Annotated in this window: 13 protein-coding genes and 1 pseudogene; 2 read left to right on the top strand and 12 right to left on the bottom strand. The window is 73.1% G+C overall.

What is annotated here, in order from left to right; all coding sequences use genetic code 11:
- Positions 1-136: 136 nt before the first annotated feature.
- Both J421_RS27540 and J421_RS27535 read left to right on the top strand, forming a co-directional pair.
- A complete protein-coding gene (locus J421_RS27540; protein ID WP_025414339.1) occupies positions 137-1054 on the top strand; it encodes a ketopantoate reductase family protein in 918 nt (305 codons plus the stop codon).
- A gap of 162 nt (positions 1055-1216) precedes the next feature.
- Positions 1217-3133, top strand: a complete 1917-nt coding sequence (locus J421_RS27535) for a leucine-rich repeat domain-containing protein (protein WP_025414338.1) — start codon at positions 1217-1219, stop codon at positions 3131-3133.
- 7 nt (positions 3134-3140) lie between these two features.
- On the opposite strand, the gene J421_RS27530 is transcribed toward J421_RS27535, so the two are convergent.
- The 12 genes and pseudogenes from J421_RS27530 to J421_RS27480 all read right to left on the bottom strand — a co-directional run bounded on the left by J421_RS27530 (position 3141) and on the right by J421_RS27480 (position 14607).
- Positions 3141-5174 carry an FAD-dependent oxidoreductase gene (locus J421_RS27530; protein ID WP_025414337.1) on the bottom strand — a complete coding sequence of 678 codons (2034 nt, stop codon included), beginning with the start codon at positions 5172-5174 and terminating at the stop codon, positions 3141-3143.
- A gap of 13 nt (positions 5175-5187) precedes the next feature.
- Entirely contained in the window at positions 5188-5928 is a 741-nt protein-coding gene (locus J421_RS27525; RefSeq protein ID WP_025414336.1) for a DUF3108 domain-containing protein, read from the bottom strand.
- Positions 5913-6164, bottom strand: coding sequence for a hypothetical protein (locus tag J421_RS27520; protein WP_025414335.1), 252 nt, complete (start codon positions 6162-6164; stop codon positions 5913-5915). The genes J421_RS27525 and J421_RS27520 overlap by 16 nt, the downstream gene beginning before the upstream one ends.
- A 34-nt stretch (positions 6165-6198) precedes the next feature.
- On the bottom strand, positions 6199-7572 hold the full coding sequence (locus J421_RS27515) for a TolC family protein (protein ID WP_104023347.1): 1374 nt from the start codon (positions 7570-7572) through the stop codon (positions 6199-6201).
- Between the two features lie 314 nt (positions 7573-7886).
- Positions 7887-8221, bottom strand: a pseudogene (locus tag J421_RS27510) (GxxExxY protein).
- A gap of 250 nt (positions 8222-8471) precedes the next feature.
- Entirely contained in the window at positions 8472-9026 is a 555-nt protein-coding gene (locus tag J421_RS34425) for an ABC transporter permease (RefSeq protein ID WP_343123363.1), read from the bottom strand.
- 14 nt (positions 9027-9040) lie between these two features.
- A complete protein-coding gene (locus J421_RS34420; protein ID WP_148306578.1) occupies positions 9041-9601 on the bottom strand; it encodes an ABC transporter permease in 561 nt (186 codons plus the stop codon).
- Positions 9598-10710: an ABC transporter permease gene (locus tag J421_RS27500; protein WP_025414333.1), complete on the bottom strand. Its 1113-nt coding sequence runs from the start codon at positions 10708-10710 to the stop codon at positions 9598-9600. The genes J421_RS34420 and J421_RS27500 overlap by 4 nt, the downstream gene beginning before the upstream one ends.
- Positions 10707-11666 carry an ABC transporter ATP-binding protein gene (locus J421_RS27495; RefSeq protein ID WP_025414332.1) on the bottom strand — a complete coding sequence of 320 codons (960 nt, stop codon included), beginning with the start codon at positions 11664-11666 and terminating at the stop codon, positions 10707-10709. Before J421_RS27495 ends, J421_RS27500 begins: the two co-directional genes overlap by 4 nt.
- Positions 11656-12420, bottom strand: a complete 765-nt coding sequence (locus tag J421_RS27490) for an ABC transporter ATP-binding protein (protein WP_025414331.1) — start codon at positions 12418-12420, stop codon at positions 11656-11658. Before J421_RS27490 ends, J421_RS27495 begins: the two co-directional genes overlap by 11 nt.
- Before the next feature lie 5 nt (positions 12421-12425).
- Positions 12426-13421, bottom strand: a complete 996-nt coding sequence (locus tag J421_RS27485; RefSeq protein ID WP_158508930.1) for an HlyD family secretion protein — start codon at positions 13419-13421, stop codon at positions 12426-12428.
- 412 nt (positions 13422-13833) lie between these two features.
- Complete coding sequence (locus J421_RS27480; RefSeq protein ID WP_025414329.1) at positions 13834-14607, bottom strand: hypothetical protein; 774 nt, start codon at positions 14605-14607, stop codon at positions 13834-13836.
- Positions 14608-14661: the final 54 nt, after the last annotated feature.

The raw sequence follows: 14661 nt of genomic DNA, 5'->3' as shown, positions 1-14661 counted from the left end.
ATGGACGATTGAACCGCAGAGGACGCAGAGGGCCGCAGAGGACAACAATTGCAGTCCTCTGCGGCCCTCTGCGTCCTCTGCGGTTCGACAAGACAGCGCAGCAGAATCTCCGAGACCCGAACGCACATCGAGTGCTATGCCTGACGACCCGTGGCCGCGCGTCGGCGTGCTCGGCGCCGGCGCGGTGGGGTGCTACTACGGCGGCATGCTCGCGCGCGCGGGCGCGCCCGTGGTGCTCGTCGGCCGTCCGGCGCACGTCGACGTCATCGCCGCCGAGGGGCTGATGCTGGAGCGCGGCGGCGTGCCGGAGCGCGTGCGCGTCGCCGCGGCGACCGACGACGTCGCGGTGCTCGGCGCGTGCGACGTGGTGCTGGTGTGCGTGAAGACGAGCGACACCGAGGACGCGGCGCGCGCGCTCGCCCGGCACCTCCGCGACGGCGCGGTCGTGCTCAGTCTGCAGAACGGCGTGGACAACGTGGACCGCATGCGCGCCGCTGCGGGGATCGCGGCGCTGCCGGTGGTCGTGTACGTCGCCGCCGCGATGACGGGGCCGGGACGCGTTCGCCACACCGGCCGCGGCGATCTCGTGATCGGCGAGTCGCCACGCGCGCGCGACCTCGCGGCGCTGTTCGCGCGCGCCGACGTGCCGTGCCGCGTGTCGGACAACGTGATCGGCGAGCTGTGGGCGAAGCTGGCGATGAACTGCGCGTACAACGCGATCTCGGCGCTGACCCGTGCCCGCTACGCGCGCATCACGGCGTACGAGGGGACGCGCGCGGTGATGCGCGCGGCGGTGACCGAGCTCGTCGCGGTCGCGCAGGCGGACGGCGTGCGGCTCCCCGACGTCGACCTGGTGGATGCTGCGCTGCGCCTCGCCGACGGCATGCCCGACGCGACGTCGTCGACGGCGCAGGACGTGGCGCGCGGGAAGCGCACCGAGATCGACGCGCTCAACGGCCACGTCGCGGCGCGTGGCGCGGCGTTAGGCGTGCCGACGCCGGTGAACGCGACGCTGCACGCGCTGGTGAAGCTGCTCGAGGAGGGGGCGGCTTGACGCCGGCCGCGACGCGCGCCAGCGTGTGGGCAGCGCGCGCTGGGGCGCCTCCTGTCCGCGGCAAGGGAATCCTCCCACCCACTCGAGTCGGGTACGGCACGCCGCCACACCCTTCTTCCTGCCCGTGCTCAGCGGACTCCGGGCGACATGGAGGAAGGTGTCATGTCCGACCAGCCCCGCCGCGGCCTCGAGAGCCTCCGCAAGGAAGCGAAGCGCTGGCTCACCGCGCTCCGCCGAGCCGACCCCGAAGCGCGCGCCCGACTCGACCGCGCGGTGCCTAACGCACCGGCGTCCCCATCACTCCGCGACGTGCAGCACGCGCTGGCGCGCGAGCGGGGCTTCGACGGCTGGACCGCGCTGAAGGCGTCGTCGGAGGCAGCGATGGAGGCGGCACGCCCGCTCGCGCAGTACGAGGCGGCGGCCGACGCGCTGCTCGACGCGTACCGCACGGGCACGCCCGAGGCGATGGAGCGGCTCTACCGCCACACGTGGCACCGGCGCGCGTGGCCGGCGATGCGCCGCTACGTGCAGCTCGACCTCGGCAAGCGTCCGTCGGAGCCCGACGGCGACGTGGAGATCACGGTCGACGACGCGCGCTGGCTCGTGGCGCGAGAGCACGGCTTCACGAGCTGGGCGCAGCTCGCGGCGTTCGCGTCGACGGTGTCGCCGCAGACGCTCGTCGCCACGCGGCCCGTGCGCGTGGTGCGCGGCGACGGCGAGGACCCAGCGACGCTCGCCGTCGCGCGCGAGTGGGACACGGTGCTGCGCGCACTGGCCGAGCACCCGGAGGCGCGGCTCGTGGCGGAGGGGCAGATGACCGACGAGGTGCTCGCCCACGTCGCCCGGATCCCAGGCCTGACGTCGTTAGCACTCGGCGGCTCGCAGGCGCTCACCGACGAGGGGGTTCGCCACCTCGCGCGGCTGCCGGGTCTGACGCACCTCGATCTCTCGGGCACGGCGGTCACCGACCGCGGCCTGCCGGTGCTGCGCGATCTGCCGGCGCTGGAGTCGATCTCGTTCGCGTGGACGCGCGTCACCGATGCCGGCGCGGCGCAGCTCGCGCACTGCCGCGCGCTGCGCGAGGTGAACCTCGGCGGAACGCGCACCGGCGACGGCGCGCTGCATGCGCTCGCCGGCATGGACGCGCTGCGCACGCTCCGGACGGGCGAGCTGGTGACCGATGCGGGGATCCCGGTGCTGCACGAGATCCCGGCGTTCAAGACGTGGCTCGGCGGCGAGGTGCGGCTCGCGCTCGTGAGCTACGACTCGTCGCCGAACCACCTCGCGCTCCGCGGCCCGTTCACCGACGCGGGGATGGGCCGGCTGCGCGGGCTCGACGGGCTGTTCGGGCTCAACGTCGACGACGCGCGGCTCGCCATCACGGCGGCGGCGATGGACCCGCTCGTGGATCTGCCGAACCTCGGATGGCTCGGCGTCGACGCGAAGGACGACTGGATGCCGGCGATCGCCGCGATGCCGCGGCTGCGCTTCCTCGGCGTGCAGGACACGAGCGCGGGGGACGACGGCTTCGTCGCACTGAGCGCGTCGCGTTCGATCGAGTACATCTGGGGGCGCCGCTGCCACAACCTGCGGCGGCGCGGCTTCGCGGCGCTCGCGAACATCCCGTCGCTGCGCGGGCTGTCGGTGAGCTGCCTCAACGTCGACGATGCCGGCGTCGCGGCGCTCCCCGACTTCCCCGCGCTGCGCGAGCTCATGCCGATGGACGTGCCGGATGCCGGGTACCGGCACGTCGCGCGGTGCGAGCGGCTGGAGTCGCTCGTTCTCATGTACTGCCGCGACACGACGGACGCGGCGACGGAGCACGTCGCGCGGCTGCCGAACCTGACGTACTACTTCAACAGCTACACCACGATCACCGACCGCACGCCGGCGCTGCTCTCCGGCATGGACTCGCTCGAGCGCGTCACGTTCGACACGTGCCACGGGCTCACCGACGCGGGCGTCGCGGCGCTCGCGCGGCTGCCGAGGCTGCGCGAGCTGAGCGTGTCGGGACGCGGCGTGACGCCCGGCGTGGCGACCGCGTTCCCGCCCGGCGTGCGGGTGCGCTGGTGGCCGTGACCGGCGCCTAACGGGCGGGCGCCGGCGCGTGGTCGAGCAGCCACGCGAACAGCGACTCCGCGCGCACGAGTCCCTCGACGCGCGGCGCCTCGCGGCTCGTGACGACGGGCACCGACGTGAGCGCGTGCTCGCGCAGCGTCGTCGCGAGCGCGAGCGGCGACGCGTCGCGCGCGACGGTCACCGGCTCGGCGGCCATGAAGTCGCGCACGGGTACATCGGCGGGCGCGGTGCCCGGCATCGCGACGAGCCGCTCGACGGCGCGCAGCAGGTCGGGACGGCGCACGACGCCCACGAGGTGCTCCTGCTCGTCGAGGACGGTGCACAGCTCCGCGCGCGCGTCGGCGAAGCGACGGATCGCGTCGGCGAGCGTGTCGTGCGGGCGCAGCGGCGCGGCATCGCGCGGCTCGACGAACGTCGACAGCGGGACGGCGGCGAGCGCGGCGTGCGCCGCCGGCAGTCGGTTCCACACGTCGATGCGCCGCCGCCGCACCGCGTCGGCGACGAGGTCGCGCAGCGGTCCGAGCGCGCTCGACATGCGCGTGAAGACGTCGCGGCCGACGACGTCGAGCTCCAACACGGTGCGCGCGCGGACGGAGGCGCCGCGCGGCCGCGACTCGAGCAGCGCCATCTCGCCGAAGAAGTCGCCCGGGCCGAGCGTCGCGCGCACCACGTCGCCGTCGAGGATCTCCACCTCGCCGCGCTCGATGACGTAGAAGTCGGTCGCCGGGTCGCCGCGGCGGAAGACGAACTCGCCCGGCTGGTAGCAAGCGCGCGAGACGCGCTGCGTGGTCGTCGTCTTGAGATGCACGAGGTCGCGCGGGAAGACGGCCTGGAGCAGCCAGTCGATCGCCACGCGCACGCGCTTGGACCACGTCGCGAGCTTCGCCGCGTACACGCAGCGCCACAGCAGCCACGCGAGCGTGCCGCCGATGCGCACGCCGAACACCTCGGCGACCGCGGTGTGGCCCCCGATGGAGCAGAGCTGGCCCAGCGGCTTGAACGCGAACGGCGCCGTGGGGCGGCCGCGCAGCGCCTGCGCGATGTTCTCGCCGAGTCGCCGCCCCTGCCGCAGCGCGAACTGCGCCGTCGGCGGCGAGGGCTTGCCGTCGAGCGCGTTGACGACGCGCGCGCAGTCGCCGAGCGCCCACGCGTGGTCATGACCCTGGAGCCGCATGTCGGCATCGGTGAGCAGCACGCCGCGGTCCTTCGGCGCGTCGATGCGCTCGACGAACGACGCCGCGCTCGTGCCGACGGTGCACACGACGGTGCCGCCGCGCAGCGCGTGTCCCTCGGCGAGCCACACGCCCTCGGGCGTCGCGGCGGCGACGGCGGCGTTCAGCAGGAGCTCGATGCCGGCCTCGCGCATGCGCTTCGCGGCGAACGCACGCAGCGGCGGGCTCACCTCGGGGAGGATCTCGTCGCGCGCGTGCACGAGCGTGACGCGCACGTCCTCGTCGCGGATGCCGGGGAAGAACCGGATGCTGGACCGCACCAGGTCGTTGATCTCGCCGGCGGCTTCCACGCCGCTGAACCCTCCGCCGACGACGAGGAACGTGAGGTACCAGCGGCGCCGCGCCTCGTCGTCGCACGCGTCGGCGCGCTCGAGCTGCTGCATGACGTGGCTGCGCAGCGCGGTCGCGTCGCCCACGGTCTTCAGCGGGAACGCGTGGTCGGACATGCCGGGGATGATGCCGAGGCTCACGCGCCGACCGCAGGCGATGACGACGTGGTCGAACGGCATGCGCCCCGTCGCGCCGTCGTGCGCGGTGTAGATCACGGCGCGCCCGTCGAGATCGACGTCGACGACTTCCTCGGTGCGACAGCGCACGCCGGGGAGCATCTGCCGGAGCGGCGTCGCCACCGCGTCGGCGGCGAGCGACGCGCCGATCACCTCCGGCAGCAGTGGGTGGAACACCATGTGGTTCTCGCGGTCGAACAGAACGATCTCGCAGGCGTCGGACGGCAGCCGCTCGCGCAGCGCCTTCGCGCACGCACTGCCGGCGAAGCCGCCGCCGATGATGACGACACGGGGAATGGACACGGGAGACACGCGGTTAGGCGGAGCGGTCGGTCGCCGACTGGAGCGTCAGCGTCACGGAGAACTTCGAGAACCTGGTCTTCACGAGCACCGGGTAGCGGCGCGCGTCGTCGCTGAACCAGACCTGCGCATCACCCTGCTCGGAGAAGATCCCGTTCGTGCGGATGGATGGGCGCACGACGACGGCGGGGAACGTGCCGGCGTCCACGGTGACGGTGTCCTGGCGCAGCCCGGTCAGCACCACCGGGTTGCGATCGGGGAGGAAGTAGCGCTCGTCGCGCCGCGTCTCGCCGACGCGCACGCCGGCGACGCGCACGGCGTAGATGAACGAGCCGTCGTCGAGCGGCTCGGAGACGCTCGCGCGCAGCGAGTCGTCGTCCTGCCGGTAGCGCGCCAGCTCGGGGTAGATCTCGTACGTCGTCGAGCGCTTGTAGCGGCCCTCGGACACGACCTTGCGGTAGCGGAGCGACGAGAGCGTGCGCACGTCGACCCAGCTGTCGTAGCGATCGTGCACGCGGAAGAACGGGATGCCGCCGTCGAGCGTGAACACGAGGTGGTACGCGAGCTTGCCGCGCACGGTGTCGACGCCCTCGACGCGCATGCGCGCGGTGCCGGCGCGGATGCCGCCGAACGACGCCCGGTACGTCAGCTCCTCGCCGACGACGAACGGCACGGGCGCCGCGTCCGCGGGCAGCGCCGGCAGCGCGGGGGCCCGGAGCAGCGCGACGAGCGCGCCCGCGATCAGGTGAGCGGACATGGGATGATGGCGCGCTCCGCGAGCCACGCGAGTGAGGAGTGGAGGTCGGCCTCCGCGGCGCGCATCAGCTCCGCGTGCGGCAGGTGCATCACGAGCGCCTCGGCGCCCGCGGTGGCGAGGAAGTCGATCGACTCGATGGTGCGCTCGACGGGCCGCGTGCCGCGGTCGATTGCGTGGAGCGTGCGGCGCACGACCAGGCGGTCGAGGCGCTCGAGCAGGGCGGTGGGGAGCATCATCGGAGTATCCCTCTCGTTAGGCGGTGTGTCGGAATCAGGGCAGCGTCGCGGCGTCGCCGCGTGCAGCGGCGAGCGCGACGCGCGCGCGCTGGTACGCGGCGCGAGCATCGATCACGAGATCGCGCGCGCCGTCGAGCGACATCGAAGCCGAGATGACGTCGGCGTTGCCGCTGACGCCCGCGCGGAACCGTTCCCGCGCCTGCGCCACCTCCTGCTCGGCGAGTCGGAGCCGCACGTCGGCGGCGGCGACGGCCTCGCGCGCGGTGGCGATGTCGACGAGCGCGCCGCGCACCTCGGTCTCGACCTGGCGCCGCGCGTCCTGAAGCTGCGTCTCGGCCTCGCGCTCGCGCGCGCGCTCCTCGGCCGCGCGCGACTCGGCGCGCAGCCCGTCGAACAACGGGAGCGAGACCTGCACGCCGTACGCGTAGGTGCCGAGCAGCCGATCGGTGCCGCGGCCGGTCGCGCCGTGGTCGGCGAACAGCTGCACGGTGGGAAGGTGCTCGGCGAGCGCGGCGCGCGCCTGGAGGTGCGCCCCGTCCTGCGACGCGACGGCGGCCCGCACGTCGGCACGCGCGGCGAGCGCCTCGCGCACGGCGTCGTCGCCGCTCCGCGCGGGCTCGACGACCGGCGGCGCCGCGAGGGTGTCGGCGATGCCTAACGGGGCGCTGGCGTCGAGCGCCAGCTCGCGCCGCAGCGTGAGCAGCGCGCGCTCGTGCTGGCCGCGCGTCGTGATGAGCCGCGCGCGCGCATCGGCGAGCTGCGACTCGGCGCGCGTGACGTCGAGCGACACGGCGACGCCGGCGGCGAGCTGCTGCCGCGCCATGTCGAGCAGCTCCGCGGCGAGCGCGGAGTCCGCGAGGTGCGCGGCGATGCGGGCCTCGGCGCGCTGCACCTCGACGTACGCCGCGGCGCCGCGCTCCGCGGCCTGGTCGGCGGTGGCGGCGACGGTGCGGCGTGCGGCGTCGGCATCGGCGGCGGCCGCGCGCCAACGCAGCATGGCCGGCACGTCGACGACGCGCTGCGCGATGCGTGCGCGGAGATCCATGTCGTGCACCGGTCCGATCAGCTCACCGCGCGGATCGAACGCGGGCGCGTTACCGGCCGATGTCGGGAAGTCGATGCCGAGCGACGCGGAGTTCGTCGTGCGCGCGCCGAGCTGCGCGCTCGTCGACAGCGTCGGCAGCAGCTCGGCGCGGCGCTGCGACGTGCGCGCGTCGGCCTGCGCCGAGCGCGCCGCGGCACCGGCGCTCGCCGCGCTGCGCAGCGCCGCGAGACGCGCCGCGCCGCCGAGCGTGAGATGCCCCGCCGACGGCTCCTGCGCGCGCGCGCGGGTGGGAGACAGCGAAGCGATCAACGCCGCGACGGGTGCGACGCGACGGAAGTGGCGGGAGGTAGCGTGGATGGACATGAGCGGGGAGGGAAGTCCGGTTCGACTCGGCGCGGGTGCGCGTCCGACCGCTCGCTGGGAAAGGCAACGCGAGGACCATTCGCGAGGGCGCGTGCATTGCGCGCGTAAGGCGATGCGTGACAACGGCTTGGTGTGTCGTGCTCGAACACGAGCCGGGGGTTGCCGTCGCGTCGCGGTCGCGGAATGTCGCGACGTCGCGGAATGGCGCGAGCAACACTGAACCGCAGAGGACGCAGAGGACGCAGAGGAAACCAACTCTCTCGTTGGCGTTCCTCTGCGGCCCTCTGCGTCCTCTGCGGTTCGATCAAAGAGTCTTACAGCTCGTTGACGAGCCGCGTGATCCCGTCGCGCAAGTGCAGCACGTGGAAGTTGATGAGCAGCCCGACGTGCCGGTCGCTCAGCTTCAGATAGGTGAGCAGCTGTGCCTCGTGCACAGGGGCGGTCTTGGCGACGGCTTTGAGGTCGACGACCACGGTGTCCTCGACGAACATGTCGACGCGATAGCCGACGTCGATGCGGATGCCGTCGTAGATCACCGGCAGCGGATGCTGCACGAGGACGGAAGGCCTCGCTTCCGCAGCTCGTGCGCGAGGCACGCTTCGTAGGCGCTCTCCAGGAGACCCGGGCCGAGCGCCGAATGGACCTTCATCGCGGCGTCCACGATCTGCCCGCTGACTTCGTTCGGGTGCATCGCATCCTCCGTGGCTCGCGGGGAACAGCAACACCGACGCGCACGTTCCACCCCCGCGTCACGCGCGCGTCACACGAGCGTCTCGCGCCAGGTGAGGACCGTCGCTGTCAGTCTGAACCGCAGAGGACGCAGAGGGCCGCAGAGGAGACCAACACCAATTGGTTCTCCTCTGCGGCCCTCTGCGTCCTCTGCGGTTCAATGTCGTGCTTCACGCGATCGCCCGCGCGAACCTCCGCATCGCGAGCCACAGCATCCCGCTCGCCATCGTCGCGAGCGTCGCGTAGTGCACCCACAGCTCGCGCACGCCGAGCCCCTTCAGGAACACGCCGCGCACGATCTCGAGGAACCAGCGCAGCGGGTTCACGACCGTGAGCCAGCGGAACGCCGCCGGCATGGTGTCGATCGGCGACAGGAAGCCGGAGAGCACCACCGCCGGCAGGAAGAAGAGGATCAGCAGCATGAACGCTTCCTGCTGCGTGCGCGACACCGTCGAGATGAGCAGCCCGAGCGCGAGTCCCGCGAGCACGTACAGCACCGTGGCGAGGAACAGCGCCGCGAACGAGCCGCGCAGCGGCACCCCGAAGTGGAACAGCGCGATGCCGATCGCGATGAGCAGGTGGAGCACGCCGACGCCGAGCACGGGGATCGTCTTGCCGATGATCAGCTCCGTCGGCGTGATCGGGCTGACGAGGAGCTGGTCGAGCGTGCCGATCTCGCGCTCGCGCACGACGGCGAGCGACGTGAGTAGGAGGCAGATCAGCATCAACAGCACACCCATCACCGCGGGCACGTTGAAGTAGCGGCTCTCCAGGCCGGGGTTGTACCACGCGCGCGCGCGCGCAGCTCCACCGGTGCCGCCGCAGGTCCCCGCACGGCGCGCGCGCCGAACTGCAGCGCGACCTGCGTGGCGTACGACTGCGCGACCGTGGCGAGGCTCGCATCGGAGCCGTCGACGACCACCTGCACCGCCGGCGCGCGGCCGCCGCGCAGGTCGCGCGCGAAGCCCGGCGGAACGGTGAGCCCCACCGTCGCCACGCCGCGCTCGAGCGCCGCGGACAGCTCGACCGCGCGCTCGGTGCGCACCACCACATCGAAGTAGCCGCTCGTGCGGTACGCGTCGACGAGGGCGCGCGATTCCGTCGTGCGATCGTGGTCCGCGACGACGAAGCGGATGCTCCGCACGTCGGTCGTCGCCGCGTAGCCGAGCAGGATCATCTGCACGACCGGCACGACGAACAGGATCGGCCGCGCCTTCGGGTCGCGGACCATCTGCTTCAGCTCCTTGCGCACCATGTGCCACAGGCGCACCCAGGAGAAGCGTGTCGAGGCGTGCGTCATGCGAGCTCCTTCCTGAACGATCGCACGCTCAGGGCGATGGTGGCCGCCGCGTACAGCGCGAGGCCGACGAGGGAGGGCCAGAGCACGTCGACGCCGCTGGCCTTGAGGAAGATCCCGCGCGTCAGCTCGACGAAGTAGCGCGCGGCGACCACGCGCGACGCGAGCCGGAGCGGCGCGGGCATGTTGTCGATCGTGAACATGAAGCCGGAGAGCAGCAGCGCCGGCATGTACGTGGCGAAGATCGCCGCCTGCGTCGCGAGCAGCTGCGTGCGCAGCTTGCACGACAGCATGATCCCGAGCCCCAGCACGCCGAGCAGGAAGATCGTCGACGCGAGGAGGAACAGCGGCACGCTGCCGCGGAACGGCACGCCGAAGCCGTACACGCCGACGGCGAGCGCCACGAGCACGTCGACGAGGCCGATGACGAGGTACGGCAGCAGCTTGCCGAGGATCACCTCGCCGCGGCCGACCGGCGTCGCCGCGAGCTGCTCCATCGTGCCGCGCTCCCACTCGCGCGCCACGGTGAGCGACGTCAGCATCGCCGCGATGATCGACATGATGACGCCGATGAGCCCCGGCACGATCATCGTCTTGCTGTCGAGCGTCTCGTTGTACCACACGCGCGACTCGGCGCGGAGCGCCGGCCTGCCGGAGACCGACAGCCGCGCCGAGTGGCTGCGCACGATGGCGTCCGCGTAGCCGCGCGCGGTCGTCGCGGTCTTCGCGTCGCTGCCGTCGAGCAGCAGCTCCACGGGCGCGCCGCGGTGCGCCGCGAGATCGGGCGCGTACCGCTCGGGGATGACGAGCGCCACGCGCACCGCGCCGCGCTCGACGAGCGTGTTCGCGTCGCGGTCGGTCGCCGGCGTCTCGGTGACGGAGAAGTAGCCCGACCGCGCGAACGCCGCGACGAGCGCGCGGCTCTCCGGCGAGCGGCTGTGGTCCACCACCGCGGCGCGGATGTCGGTGACGTCGGTCGTGATGGCGTACGCGAACAGCACGAGCAGCAGCAGCGGCAGGAGGAACGCGAGGCCGAGGCTGCGCGGGTCGCGCCGGAGCTGGATGACCTCCTTGCGCGCGACGGCGAGGAGACGCGTGGCGGCGGGGCTCATGAGATCACCGCTCCCCCCGCGCTGCGCACGCGCGAGACGAACACGTCCTCGAGCGACGACGGCACACGCTCGACGCCATGGCAGACGATTCCGGCGCCCTCGAGCCGCGTGCGGATGGCGCGCGTCGCGGACACGGCGTCGGCGGCCACCACGCGCAGCACGCGACCGAACAGGCTCGCCTCCAGCACGCCCTCCGCGCCGGCGAGCGCGGCGACGGCGCGCGGCGCATCGCTCACGGCGACGCGGAGCACCGGCTCCGGCATCGCGTCGCGCAGCCCCGCGGGCGTGCCCAACGCGACGAGCCGGCCGCGGTTCATGAGCGCGAGGCGGCCGCAGTACTCGGCCTCCTCCATGTAGTGCGTGCTGACGAGCACCGTCGTGCCGGCCGCGGCGAGCTCGCGGATCACGTCCCAGAACGCGCGCCGCGCGAGGGGATCGACGCCGGACGTCGGCTCGTCGAGGAACAGCACACGCGGCTCGTGCAGCACCGCGCAGCCGAGGGCGAGGCGCTGCTTCCAGCCTAACGGCAGCTCCCCGGTCGGACGTCGCCGCTCGGCCTCGAGGCCGGCCATCGCCAGCACCCAGTCGCGGCGCGCGGCGAGGCGCGCTCCGGTCACGCCGTGCAGCCCGCCGGCGAACTCGATGTTCTCGTCGACGGTGAGATCGTGATAGAGCGAGAAGAGCTGCGACATGTAGCCGATGACGTGCTTGATGCGCGCGCCGTCGCGCGTGACGTCGAGCCCCGCGACCGTGCCGCGCCCCGACGTCGGGCGCACGAGGCCGGTGAGCATCTTGATCGTCGTCGTCTTGCCCGCGCCGTTGGGCCCGAGGAAGCCGAACACCTCGCCGCGCGCGACGGCGAAGCTCACCGCGTCGACGGCGGTGAACGCGCCGTAGCGCCGCGTGAGATCCTCGACCGCGATGGCCGGGTCCTGTGTATGGAGGTCAGTGGACATCGTCGGTGGTCACCAGGTCGATGAAGACCTGCTCCAGTGAGGGCTCGGCGTCGCCGCCGTGGCGCGCGCGCGCCTGCAGCGCGGCAGGCGCGTCGAGCGCGGCGATGCGGCCGTGGTGCAGCAGGGCGACGCGGTCGAACCGCTCCGCCTCGTCGAGGTACGACGTCGACACGATCGCCGTCATGCCGCCGGCGACCATCTCGTGCACGACGAGCCACAGCTCGCGCCGCGAGATCGGATCGACGCCGAACGTCGGCTCGTCGAGCAGCAGCACCTCCGGCTCGTGGATCAGCGCGCAACAGAGCGACAGCTTCTGCTTCATGCCGCCGGAGAGGTTCGCGGCGAGCCGCTTCTCGAACGGGCCGAGGTGCGAGAACCCGTACAGCCGCTCGAGCCGCGCCGGACGCGCGCGCCGCGGCACGCCGAACAGGTCCGCGTAGAAGTCGATGTTCTCGCGCACGGTGAGATCGCCGTACAGGCCGAAGCGCTGCGACATGTACGCGATGCGGTGCTTGACCCCCTCGGGATCGCGCGCCACGCTCGCGCCGGCGACGATCGCATCGCCCGTCGTGGGGCGGAGCACGCCGGCGAGCACGCGCAGCGTCGTCGTCTTGCCCGCGCCGTCGGGGCCGACGAGGCCGAACAGCTCCCCCGCCGCGACGCGGAACGACAGGGCGTCGAGTGCCACGTGCTCGCCGAAGCGGCGCGTCAGCCCATCGACGATCACGGCGCACGAGTGATCGAGGGGATGCATGGTCGTCACCGCTCCGCGGCGAACCGCACGTCGGCGGGGAGGCCGGGCTTCAGGTCGATGCGCGGATCGCCGGTGACGCGGACACGCACCTCGTAGACGAGCTGCACGCGGTCCTTCGTCGTCTGCACGTTGCGTGGCGTAAACTCGGCCACGCTCGCGACGTACGACACGACGCCGTCGTAGCGGCGGTCGGCGTAGCCGTCGGCGGTGATCGCCGCGCGCTGGCCCACGTGCAGGCGCCCGACCTCGTCGCCGGGCACGTAGATGCGCACCCAGCGGTCGCCGAGGTCGCGGAGCGTGAGCACGGGCAGGCCGGGCGACATGACCTCGCCGGGCTCGCGGTGCCGCACCGTGACGGTGCCGGCGAACGGTGCGCGGAGCGTGGTCTGCGCGAGCAGCGCGTCGGCGCGCTCGGTGGTCGCGGTGGCCTGCGCGAGCGCGGCGCGCTGCGCCTCGATGCGCTCGGTCCGCGGGCCGTTCTCGAGCAGTCGCAGCTCCTCCTCGGCCTTGTCCACCTCGCCCTCGGCGATGCCTAACGCCGTGCGCTGGTGGTCGAACGCCTGCCGGCTGACGAGCGACTGCTCGGCCAGCGGACGCAGCCGCTCGACGTCGCGGCTCGCGGCGTCGCGCGACTCCGTGGCGACGGCGAGCGCGGCACGCGCGTGCGCGAGCTCCTCGCGCCGCGCGCCGGCGGTGAGCTCGCGGAGCTGCGCCTGCGCGGCGGCGACCTGCGCGCGCGCCGCGTCGCGCTGCGCGAGCAGCTCGTCGCGCTCGAGGGACGCCAGCTCGGCGCCCGCGGCGACGTGGTCGCCCTCGCGCGGCGCGACGACGGCGAGGCGGCCGGCGAGCTGGAATCCGAGGTCGGCCTGCGTCGCCTCGACGGTGCCGGAAGCGACGATGGACGTGTCGCGCGGCGCGGCCGCGACGATGCGCCAGGTGGTGAGCGCGCCGACCGTCGACAGGACGACGGCGGCGAGCGCGATGCGTGTGCGAGTGGGCATGGCGGTGATCCGGACGGAGAGGTCGGTGGGTTCGTGCACCGTCATGGGAGGGCAACGCCGGGACCACGCGTGGATCGGCCCGCGCATGGGGCGCTAACGCGTTGCGGCCGAGCGAGATGCGGGGCCGGGCGCGGCACCGTGGCGGTCCGTCTCGTAGCGGCCCGCGTCGCGACATGCCGCGACGTCGCGAGATGTCGCGAGATGTCGCGAGGGCGTTCACTTCATGAACCGCAGAGGGCCGCAGAGGGCCTCAGAGAACGGCACCTGCTTCAACTGCTTTTTTACCACGGAGGACACGGAGGACACGCAGGAAACCAACGAGAAGTGGTTCTCCTCCGGGTTCTCCGTGTCCTCTGTGGTTCAACTCAAAGAGGCACTTCTCTGCGGCCCTCTGCGGTCGAACGACAGGCGCCTAACGCGGCGCGCCGAGCAGGTACGTGACCGGGATGGGCCCGTCGCCCACCTCGCCCGCTTCCCAGTGGTAGCCGTCGGCGCCGGTCTCGGCCGCGAGCGAGCGCAGCTCGTCCGGCGTGTAGGTGCGGAGGCACGACACGATGCCGTCGAACAGGACGAGGAGCGGGATCGCGGGTACGACGTAGGTCCAGAACAGCCGCGACCATCGGAACGGCCGGATGAACGGCGTCGCGAGCAGCACGAACAGCGGCGTCAGGCACGTGAGCAGGATCGCGCGCGCATCGCGGCGCGTCGCCTCGAAGATCGCGATCGGCGCGCGGCCCGTGGCCGCGTCAGCGAGCACTCGGCGCGCGTCCGCGGGCGCGAAGTGGTGGAACGCGGAGAACATCGTGCGCACGCCGGCGAGCGTCTGCGGCACCGCGTCGGCCGACACCGGTGTCGGCGTGCCGGTGATGACGCCGCCGCTCTCCGCGGCCAGCCGCTCGTACGCGCGCACGTTCGGGTGCAGGTCGGTGAGCCGCACGCGCACCGGCACCTCGAGCTCCTCCATCGCGGGCGCGAGCGCCCGCCACGGCCCGCCCGCGCCGGACGCGAGGTCCACGATGGGCACCGGTGTGCGGCCGTCGCCGAACGCGCGGGCGAGGAGCGGTGCGGCGGCGGCGTACGCGCGGCCGCGGACGATCATGAACGCGAGATAGTCGGTGAGTCCGTCGCGAATGGCGCGCGGGCAGCCCGACAGCTCGCCGATCTCGAAGAGCTGGAGTCTGCGCATGGAAGGTCGTGGCTCGGGTCCGTCGGGCGACGCGTTAGGCGAGGGCGATGCGGA

It is taken from the genome of Gemmatirosa kalamazoonensis (assembly GCF_000522985.1).
Taxonomy (GTDB): domain Bacteria; phylum Gemmatimonadota; class Gemmatimonadetes; order Gemmatimonadales; family Gemmatimonadaceae; genus Gemmatirosa; species Gemmatirosa kalamazoonensis.
This window is presented reverse-complemented; position numbering and strand designations above follow the sequence as displayed.

What these genes read in the sequence shown, in the direction of transcription:
- J421_RS27490 (WP_025414331.1), bottom strand. Translation starts at nt 12,420, where the DNA reads ATGCATCCCCTCGATCACTCGTGCGCCGTGATCGTCGATGGGCTGACG.
- J421_RS27500 (WP_025414333.1), bottom strand. Translation starts at nt 10,710, where the DNA reads ATGAGCCCCGCCGCCACGCGTCTCCTCGCCGTCGCGCGCAAGGAGGTC.
- J421_RS27535 (WP_025414338.1), top strand. Translation starts at nt 1,217, where the DNA reads ATGTCCGACCAGCCCCGCCGCGGCCTCGAGAGCCTCCGCAAGGAAGCG.
- J421_RS27495 (WP_025414332.1), bottom strand. Translation starts at nt 11,666, where the DNA reads ATGTCCACTGACCTCCATACACAGGACCCGGCCATCGCGGTCGAGGAT.
- J421_RS27540 (WP_025414339.1), top strand. Translation starts at nt 137, where the DNA reads ATGCCTGACGACCCGTGGCCGCGCGTCGGCGTGCTCGGCGCCGGCGCG.
- J421_RS27525 (WP_025414336.1), bottom strand. Translation starts at nt 5,928, where the DNA reads ATGTCCGCTCACCTGATCGCGGGCGCGCTCGTCGCGCTGCTCCGGGCC.
- J421_RS27515 (WP_104023347.1), bottom strand. Translation starts at nt 7,572, where the DNA reads ATGTCCATCCACGCTACCTCCCGCCACTTCCGTCGCGTCGCACCCGTC.
- J421_RS27480 (WP_025414329.1), bottom strand. Translation starts at nt 14,607, where the DNA reads ATGCGCAGACTCCAGCTCTTCGAGATCGGCGAGCTGTCGGGCTGCCCG.
- J421_RS27485 (WP_158508930.1), bottom strand. Translation starts at nt 13,421, where the DNA reads ATGCCCACTCGCACACGCATCGCGCTCGCCGCCGTCGTCCTGTCGACG.
- J421_RS34425 (WP_343123363.1), bottom strand. Translation starts at nt 9,026, where the DNA reads ATGCTGATCTGCCTCCTACTCACGTCGCTCGCCGTCGTGCGCGAGCGC.
- J421_RS34420 (WP_148306578.1), bottom strand. Translation starts at nt 9,601, where the DNA reads ATGACGCACGCCTCGACACGCTTCTCCTGGGTGCGCCTGTGGCACATG.
- J421_RS27520 (WP_025414335.1), bottom strand. Translation starts at nt 6,164, where the DNA reads ATGATGCTCCCCACCGCCCTGCTCGAGCGCCTCGACCGCCTGGTCGTG.